Below are 8,388 nucleotides of genomic sequence, written 5' to 3'. Positions count from 1 at the left end.
GATGATTTGTCTGCCATCTTTTTTGACCTGTTTTGAGCCACAGAAAAAGCATTTTTTGTGTTCAAAGCTTTTGACCTCGCTAAAAGCCTTACAGAATAAGGCTTTTCAAACTTTTTAGCACCTAAAATGTCCCTTTGCCCTTAGATTTTAATATTTTCCCAGTTATTATCTTGGCGGGCATAAAGAGACGAGACATGGCAATCTCATACCGATTAGGTATTTTTATATAATTGTTAAATGGTTATAAATTTACATCTTGAGAGACAAATGATGTATCTTGTCTGATTTTTTAATTACGTATTTACTAACAATTAGTCACAAAATCTTTAATCAGGACAGAGCAAATGATAGCTGCCGGCAATCAGTTCCAGCAGCAAATCATCCGCCGCTTCGTCGGCTAAGATACTGACCCAATGGGCTTTGTTCATATGATAGGCGGGGCGTATGCAGGGCAGCAGGGATAAGGCGGAGAGATGCTGCGGATCAATTTTGACATTAAGCACGGCATAGGTTTTTTCCTCCGCCAAACTCAAGGCGGCGGCAGGAATGTTCGGCATATAGAGGGCAAACCATTTGCGATTAGGTGCGCGGAATATGGCATAGTCGGGAAAGCCTTGCCATAGATATTCCGCTTGGGCGTGGTAAGTATTTTCGATATGCCGGAACAGTGCTCGGGCTTGCATTATTCGACTAAATGACGAATATCGATCACGGCTTCTTGTCCGAATGCCGCGCTTTCGCAATAAGCCAATAGGGCGGCGGCGGTGCTTGGCGCGCTTTGCAATGCGCCGTCTTGCTGCAAATCGAGAAAACGCTGCCGAATGGGGAAATCGGTATTGGCACGAATTTCCGCCTGCATGGCGGTATCAATCACGCCCGGAGCGATGCTGACCGCCTGAATATGCGGCTGCGCTTCGGCGGCGATATTGCGGGCATGATGGTCAAGCGCGGCTTTACAGGCACCATAGACCGACCAGCCGGCATAGCTTTTATGCGCAGCGCCGCTGCTGATATGTACGATACGCAGCCGCTGCGCCAATGCGGCGACGGCATCGGCGAGCATTAGGGGTGCGCTGACGTTTAGAGCAACAGCTTGGGCAATGGCTGCCGCGCCCTGCCGTCCCAGTAAGCGAGCCGGCTCTTGCGTGCCGGCGCAGTTAAACAGCCATAGTTCCTGTCTTTGGCAGAATTGCGCAAATGCCGCGCTTTCCAGCCATTGCTGCAAGGCGGCGCTATCGCTTAAATCCAAGGCGATTTGCTGCAATTGTCCGCCGTATTGCGCGGCAAGCGCGGCATTGCCGCGTCTGGCGATGCCGCAAACCTGTGCACCCTGCGCCAGTAAGGCGGCGGCGAGTGCTTCTCCGAGTCCGCTGCTGTGTCCTGTGATGATGGCTTGTTTAATCATTCTGCGCTTCCTTTGCCAATAAGGCGTCTGCCAATCGAGCGAAAACTGCGCCGTCTAGATTTTCGGGGCGCAGGGTCGGGTCAATGTCGAGTTGCTGCAATGCTTCGCTGCTAAACCAATGCGACAGCGATTTGCGCAGCATTTTGCGCCGCTGAGCAAAGGCGGTTTTTACCACTAAGGCAAAATGCGCCGGCGATTGCACCGCCCATTGCGGCGCGGCACGCGGCACGAGTTTGACGACCGCGCTATCGACTTTCGGCGGCGGATCAAAGGCTTCGGGCGGAATGTCGAAGAGCGATTCGGTTAGCAAATATTGCTGCAACATCAGGCTCAAACGTCCATAGTCTTTGTTATCCGGCTGGGCGACAATCCGCTCCACCACTTCTTTTTGCAGCATAAAATGCATGTCTTGGATGTGTTGGCGCTGCGCGAGGCAATGAAAGAGTATGGGCGAGGAAAGGTTGTAGGGCAGATTGCCGATGATGCGCAGCGGCGCCGCCAGTCCCAAATCGGCAAAGTCCACCGTCAGCACATCCGCTTCGATAAGATTGAGTTTGCCGACCGCCGCCGCTTTGCGTGCCAAAGGCGCCAGTACGCGGCTGTCGAATTCGATAGCGGTCAGGGCGCCGGTTTTGGCAAGCACAGGTAAGGTCAGCGCGCCCAAGCCCGGTCCGATTTCGATGATGCGTTCCTCGGGCTGCGGATAGATGGCGCTAAGCATGTCGCCGATCACGCGGTCGTCGGCAAGGAAATGCTGCCCTAAATGTTTGGCGGCGCGGACTTCAGCCATGCTTATTCCTAGTAAATGCGGATATAGGCATTTTGCCGCGCTTCGATAATGCGGCGCTCCCATGCCTGCTGCATGGCACTTTGGTAGAGGCTGGCGCGGATACGTTCGCGCAGCATGTCTTCGCTGCGATCCACTTGTTCGCGCTCATAGACTTTCAAAATATGCCAGCCGAAGCTGCTTTCAAAGGGCGCCTGCAGGCTGCCCAGCGGCGCTTTAATGATTTGCTCGGCAAAACGCGGGTCAAGGGTGTCGGCACTCAACCAGCCCAATTCACCACCGCGCACGGCGGAAGTAGGGTCTTGCGAGTATTGCTGCGCCAAGGCGGCAAAATCCGCCCCCTGTTGAAGTGCGGCATAAATTTGCTCGATGGCGGCTTTTGCCGCTTGAGGGTTGTGCGGATTATGACGAATCAGGATATGCGCCATCCGCGCCTGCGGCACGATATAGCCTTCGCCGCCCGCCACCGAGGTGCTGACGACTTTCAGGAAGTGCATGCCGTCGGCATCGACTACCGGTTTATTGACCATTTGACCGCCGCGCAATCCCGCCACGGCGCTGGCAAAGCGCAGGGGAATTTGCCCGATATTGACTTGCCCCAAATCGACCAGTTTGGCTTCGGGAATATCCGCCGCCGCTTGGCTTAAATCATTATTATGCGCGCGCAGGGCATCCGAAATGCGGGCGAGGGTTTCGGCAATCGCGGCGCCGCGTTCTTCCACCGGCAGATTCGGCACGGGCAGCAGCAAGTCTTGCAAATGCATGGTGCTGCCTTCGCGGCGGGCGATTTGGGTTAATTGCTCATTGATTTGCGCGGAGGTAATACTGACTTGGTTGCCCACTAAGGCTTCCTGCAATTTGGCTTGGCGGATTTGCTCTGCCACGCTTTGCCGGTATTGCTGCGCATTCATGCCGGTTTGCTTTTGCACTTGAGCCTGCAAGGCGGCGGGGCTGAGCTGATTTTGCTCGGCAACACGCGCAATACCTTCGGCGATTTCTTCATCGCTGACTTGCACTTGATGTTGCTGCGCCAGCTGTTCAATCACATGTTGGATAATCACGCGATCCATCAGCAATTCTTGCAGCTGCGCACCTGATAGGGGGATGTCGCGCGGCAATGCGGCGCGGGCGGCTGCCAATTCTTTTTCCAATTGGCGGCGGCTGATTGCTTCTTGATTGATTACCAGGGCAATCTCGTCAAGCGGCTGTGCCTGCGATTGGGCATATTCCGCCTGCGGACCGAATTGCAGGGTTTGCGCGCCGGCTAAGAGCGGGCAAAACATGAGGAATACAAAGCGCTTCATAAATTTTTCTCCTGCGGTAGGGGGGTGAAACCAGTGAGTTGCTTGCTCAATAATTTGCCGGTACGGCTGCCCATATTGCCCAAGCCTTTGAAAATAAATTCTAAATAAACAGCATTATGATGTCTGAGACTGTCAGGTTCGTCGCGGTAATGCCGCCCGACCATACGCCATGCCCAGCAGCAATCGTCATATTCCACACCCAGCATGGTATTAAAGCCGCGATCTTCGCGCAGGGAATAGTCGTAGCGTCCGAAAACGCGCCACTGCGGAGCAAGACGCCAGCCGCCACCGATGCTTAATTGGTCATAATCGTTTTCTTTGTAACGATGTCCGAAATGGATATAGCGGTCGGCATCTAGGTTGTAGCGCACATCGATGATATTACGCTCGTTTTGCCGCTGATTAGGATTCCAGAAGGATAATCCGTATAAAGACCAATGACTGTCAAAACGGTATTGCCCCTCCGTTACCAAGACGGAATTGTTATCCGCCACCGAAGTGTTGCGGTGCAAACCGACGCGGCGGTTGCTGAAATATTGGATTTGTCCGATAGAAAAACGCGCTTTTTCAAAGCCGTCCTCATCGCGGTAAAAACGCGTGGTCAGAGCGGTCGTCAATTGATGCGCATCGCCGATTTTATCGCCGCCGGTAAAGCGGTTGCGGGCAAAGAGCCAGCTCCAAGATTTGGTCAGCTCGTCGCTGTCGAAATTGGGGATGTCGCTTTGGTCTTTATAGGGCGTGTAGAGATAAAACAGACGCGGCTCCAGCGTTTGGGTGTAGCCCTCGCCGCCCCAAGTAAATTCGCGCTCGAAAATCAAGCCGCTGTCAATGCTCAGCGTTGGCATGACCAAGGTTTTATTGCCGTCGCGGAAACGTCCGTTTTCAGGATGGAACGTATAATGACGCGCCGAGAGGCTGATTTTCGGCTCGACAAAGCCGTAGCTTGCGCCCAGTCGGTAGGCGGCTTCCGTATTCAGGGAAAAACGGTTGGCATCGCCGTAATCGTCTTTAGCAAAGCGTACCGCTTCGCCGCTCACGCCGAAGCGGAAATTGTCTTTACGCCAGTCTTTGCTGTATAAAATCTGCGGCATGCGGCTATAGGGCGTACTGTGTTCGCTGACATCGGGGCTAACGCGTTTGTAATCCTGCACTCGCAGCATCAGATTACCCCAATCGCCCGAGCCGCGCAGACGCGCATAGCGGTCAAGATACCATTCGTCATATATATCCAGCTCGCCGCGCAGGTCTTTTTGGTAATCGATATCGGAGACGTCTTGATAATGCAGGTCGAAAGTCCAATTCGGATTGATGCCGTGGCGGTATTTTGCCGCCGTTTGCCAACGGTTGTTATGCTTGTATTTGGCGTCCGAAGGTAGAATCGCGCCGCTGATTTCCCCTGAGTGCTTTTCGGTCAAAAAGCGGTATTCCGCACCCAGCATTACGCCGCGCTTAGTCATCGGGCGCAGGGTGAAAGTTGCGTCCTGATTGGGCGCGATATTCCAATAATAGGGAATTTCCACTTCCAAACCGCGCTGATCCGAAGAACCGATGGAAGGGGTTAAGAAGCCTGTGGCGCGGTCGTCGGTGGTCGGGAAACTGAAATACGGCAGCCAGAATACCGGCGTATCCGCCACGCGGAAAGTCGCGTCGCGCGCCACCGCACGATTGACATTATTGTCGATTTCCAAAGTGCGGGCTTTCAAATGCCAAGTGGGATCGACGCGCTCACAGGTTGACCAAGTGACGTTTTCCAAATGATCAATATTGCTGCTGCGGTTAATCATGGCTTTTTCGGCATGACCGTTGCTGCCGTGATCGCCTGCTGCCGTGGTTTTGGGGCTGAGATAATAATCGGCGCCGGCAAAGGTCAGGCGGTTTTCCTGCATGAAATATTCGCCGTCTTTGCCCTGCACGGCGGCAGTCGGCATGCCCACAATCACGCCTTCGGGCGCGGCAATATGTTCGCTTTCGCGCACATATTTCACATTCGGCGCAAAAATATGCTTATCCCCTTGGCGGACTTTGACCTCGCCCTCGAAATTCGCGGTCAGAAAATCGCTCACCGAGCTGTCCGATTCCACATGCACGCGATTATCCGAGGCATCGCCGCCCAATTGCGTATATTGCATTAAGGGATCTACCGCGCATTGATGCGCCCATAAACGTAGCGGCAATAGAAATGCGCCACAAGCAAAAAAGAAGGCTATTCTGTGCAAAACCGCCACCCAATCAAAATAAAAAACGCTATTCTAGCAAACCGCGCCGCATCTGTGCATTCTCGTTTTTACCCTCATGCGCTATCATATTGCTTTCAGCCAGTAACCATCGGAGCCACCATGAGCCACAACCCCTTTTTACGCCCGCAACGCGCCCTAATCAGCGTATCCGACAAAAGCGGACTATTAGATTTCGTCCGCCGCTTAAGCGCCTTAAACATCGAACTGCTCTCCACGGGCGGTACCGCCGCCGCCCTGCGCGAAGCCGGCATTGCAGTTAAAGACGTCGCCGAACACACCGGTTTTCCCGAAATCATGGGCGGACGCGTCAAAACCCTGCATCCGAAAATTCACGGCGGCATTTTGGCGCGCCGCGGCACAGACGAAGCCGTGATGGCGGAAAACGGCATCGGGGCGATTGATTTGGTGGTCGTTAATCTCTATCCCTTCCGTCAGACGATTGAAAAAGAGGGCGTAAGTCTCGAAGAAGCGGTGGAAAACATCGACATCGGCGGCCCTTCCATGTTGCGTTCCGCGGCGAAAAATCACCGCGATGTGGCGGTAGTGGTCAATCCCGGCGATTATCCCGCCGTCATCGCCGCGATTGAAAACCAAGGCATTTCACAGGAAATGCGCAATCAGCTCGCCGTCAAAGCCTTCACGCATACCGCCGACTACGACCGCGCGATTGCCGTTTATCTGTCTAATCAATACGGCAGCGAAAACGACGATTTTCCCGAACAACTCACTCTCAATTTCCAACGAAGCGAAATCCTGCGTTACGGCGAAAATCCGCACCAACGCGCCGCCTTCTACAAATCCAACCGCCCCAGCGGCAACAGCCTCGCCGGTGCCAAACAGCTGCAAGGCAAACAACTCTCTTATAATAATTACGCCGACAGCGACGCCGCCCTGCGCGCAGTCTTAAACTTTGCCGACTGCGCCTGCGTAATCGTCAAACATGCCAATCCCTGCGGCGTGGCGCAAGGCATCAATCCGCAAGAAGCCTACGAACGCGCCTATCGCACCGATCCGACCTCAGCTTTCGGCGGCATCATCGCCTTTAACCGCGCGATTGACGTCAACACCGCCAAAGAAATCATCAGCCGCCAATTTGTGGAAGTCGTCCTTGCGCCGGCATACAGCCCCGAAGCGCTGGAAGCCTTTGCGCAAAAGCCGAATATCCGCGTCTTGGAAATCAAACACGACGGATACAGCACGCAGGAATGGCAAATCCAAAGCATACAGGGCGGCATCTTGGTACAGGATTGGGACAGAGGTACGATTGCGCAAAGCGACATCAACATCGTCAGCGAACGCGAGCCCGACCATAGCGAAATCAGCGACCTGCTCTTTGCATGGCGCGTGGTGCGCTCCGTGAAATCCAATGCCATCGTGCTGGCGAAAGACTTAGCCACCGTCGGCATCGGCGCAGGACAAACCAGCCGCGTCTATTCCGCCAAAATCGCCGCCATGAAAGCCGCAGACGAAGGATTAAGCCAAAGCGAACTCGTGCTTGCCAGCGATGCCTTCTTCCCCTTCCGTGACGGCGTCGATGCAGCCGCCGCTGCAGGTGTGAGCGCCATCATTCAGCCGGGCGGCTCCATGCGCGACCAAGAAGTCATTGACGCCGCCAATGAACACGGCATTGCCATGATATTCACCGGTATGCGCCATTTTCGTCATTAATCGCTGAACAAGACTCGCCTTATCTGATCATGAGCAAGATAAGGCGGGCCGATATTTATGATATTCAGTCGATAGTAATGATCTGAAAATGCTTGTGCTTTCCAAGGTTTGGCTTAGTCATTTTAAAAGAAAGCGCATGTTGGGCATGTTGATGCAATTTCAATATATAAAACATGTTATTCGATTGACATTTTTCTTCTATGCACAAAATCCTCAAATCGATTGTTAAAAATATTCTGCAATTTGCCTTGTTCTTGGCGGTCTTAAGTGTTGCCGCGGATTACTGGCGTCGTCCTTCTGCGCCTTTGAATGCCGCCGAGCATCCGTTATCTACGCTATCCGGTACCTCGCTCACATTGGCGCAGCACAGTAGCAATCAAACGGTGCTGCTCTATTTTTGGGGCAGTTGGTGCGGGATATGCCGCCATACTTCTCCGGTGATACAGAAGCTGCATGAAGACGGGGTGGCGGTTTTAGGTGTGGCGGTGCAGTCAGGCAGCGATGCCGATATTCGCGCTTATTTGGATAAGCAGGCTTGGCATTTCGACAATATCAATGATGCCGACGGCAGTTTGTCGCGGCAATGGCAAATGCAGGTTACGCCGACTATCGTGCTAGTGCGGCAGGGGCGGGTGCTGCACAGCACCACCGGCTTGAGCAGTTATTGGGGATTAAAAACGCGCTTGATGTTGGCGGGGGGGCGGCATTAGGGGATATGCTATCGTCGAAGGATTGAAAAAGTATAGCTTCTTCAGATTAAAATGAGATAATAAAAATCTTCAACATATTGAAAAATATTTAAATATGTTGTTTTAAGGTGTCTCATTTTAATCTGAAGAGACTATATTAACCTGAGTTCGGGATAAGCACCCCACTAAAAAATAAAGAGCAATTGTGATAATCTACTGTTTTGACAAAACAAACCATCACAAAAGCCCTTTAACATGGAACATCTTACAACACTTTTCTGCCAAGTAGATGATTTTT

Annotated in this window: 7 protein-coding genes; 2 read left to right on the top strand and 5 right to left on the bottom strand. The window is 53.0% G+C overall.

Annotated elements, in window-relative coordinates; all coding sequences use genetic code 11:
- Positions 1–326: 326 nt before the first annotated feature.
- Genes ACJHVI_RS08350 through ACJHVI_RS08330 form a run of 5 tightly spaced genes read right to left on the bottom strand, consistent with a single transcriptional unit; the run spans position 327 to position 5,670 of the window.
- On the bottom strand, positions 327–683 hold the full coding sequence (locus ACJHVI_RS08350) for an MmcQ/YjbR family DNA-binding protein (protein WP_483184289.1): 357 nt from the start codon (positions 681–683) through the stop codon (positions 327–329).
- On the bottom strand, positions 683–1,405 hold the full coding sequence (locus tag ACJHVI_RS08345; RefSeq protein ID WP_483184288.1) for an SDR family NAD(P)-dependent oxidoreductase: 723 nt from the start codon (positions 1,403–1,405) through the stop codon (positions 683–685). The genes ACJHVI_RS08350 and ACJHVI_RS08345 overlap by 1 nt, the downstream gene beginning before the upstream one ends.
- Positions 1,398–2,195 carry a 16S rRNA (adenine(1518)-N(6)/adenine(1519)-N(6))-dimethyltransferase RsmA gene (rsmA, locus tag ACJHVI_RS08340; RefSeq protein WP_483184287.1) on the bottom strand — a complete coding sequence of 266 codons (798 nt, stop codon included), beginning with the start codon at positions 2,193–2,195 and terminating at the stop codon, positions 1,398–1,400. Before rsmA ends, ACJHVI_RS08345 begins: the two co-directional genes overlap by 8 nt.
- An 8-nt stretch (positions 2,196–2,203) precedes the next feature.
- Positions 2,204–3,496 carry a peptidylprolyl isomerase gene (locus ACJHVI_RS08335; protein WP_483184286.1) on the bottom strand — a complete coding sequence of 431 codons (1,293 nt, stop codon included), beginning with the start codon at positions 3,494–3,496 and terminating at the stop codon, positions 2,204–2,206.
- On the bottom strand, positions 3,493–5,670 hold the full coding sequence (locus tag ACJHVI_RS08330; RefSeq protein WP_483184285.1) for an LPS-assembly protein LptD: 2,178 nt from the start codon (positions 5,668–5,670) through the stop codon (positions 3,493–3,495). The genes ACJHVI_RS08335 and ACJHVI_RS08330 overlap by 4 nt, the downstream gene beginning before the upstream one ends.
- Positions 5,671–5,832: 162 nt before the next feature.
- On the opposite strand from ACJHVI_RS08330, the gene purH reads away from it, so the two are divergent.
- Positions 5,833–7,401, top strand: a complete 1,569-nt coding sequence (gene purH, locus ACJHVI_RS08325; protein ID WP_483184284.1) for a bifunctional phosphoribosylaminoimidazolecarboxamide formyltransferase/IMP cyclohydrolase — start codon at positions 5,833–5,835, stop codon at positions 7,399–7,401.
- 200 nt (positions 7,402–7,601) lie between these two features.
- Positions 7,602–8,111, top strand: coding sequence for a protein disulfide oxidoreductase (locus ACJHVI_RS08320; protein ID WP_483184283.1), 510 nt, complete (start codon positions 7,602–7,604; stop codon positions 8,109–8,111).
- Positions 8,112–8,388 lie beyond the last annotated feature (277 nt).

It is taken from the genome of Suttonella sp. (assembly GCF_056855035.1).
Note: the sequence above shows the minus strand (reverse complement) of the source record. Positions and strands in the feature narration are given on the sequence as shown.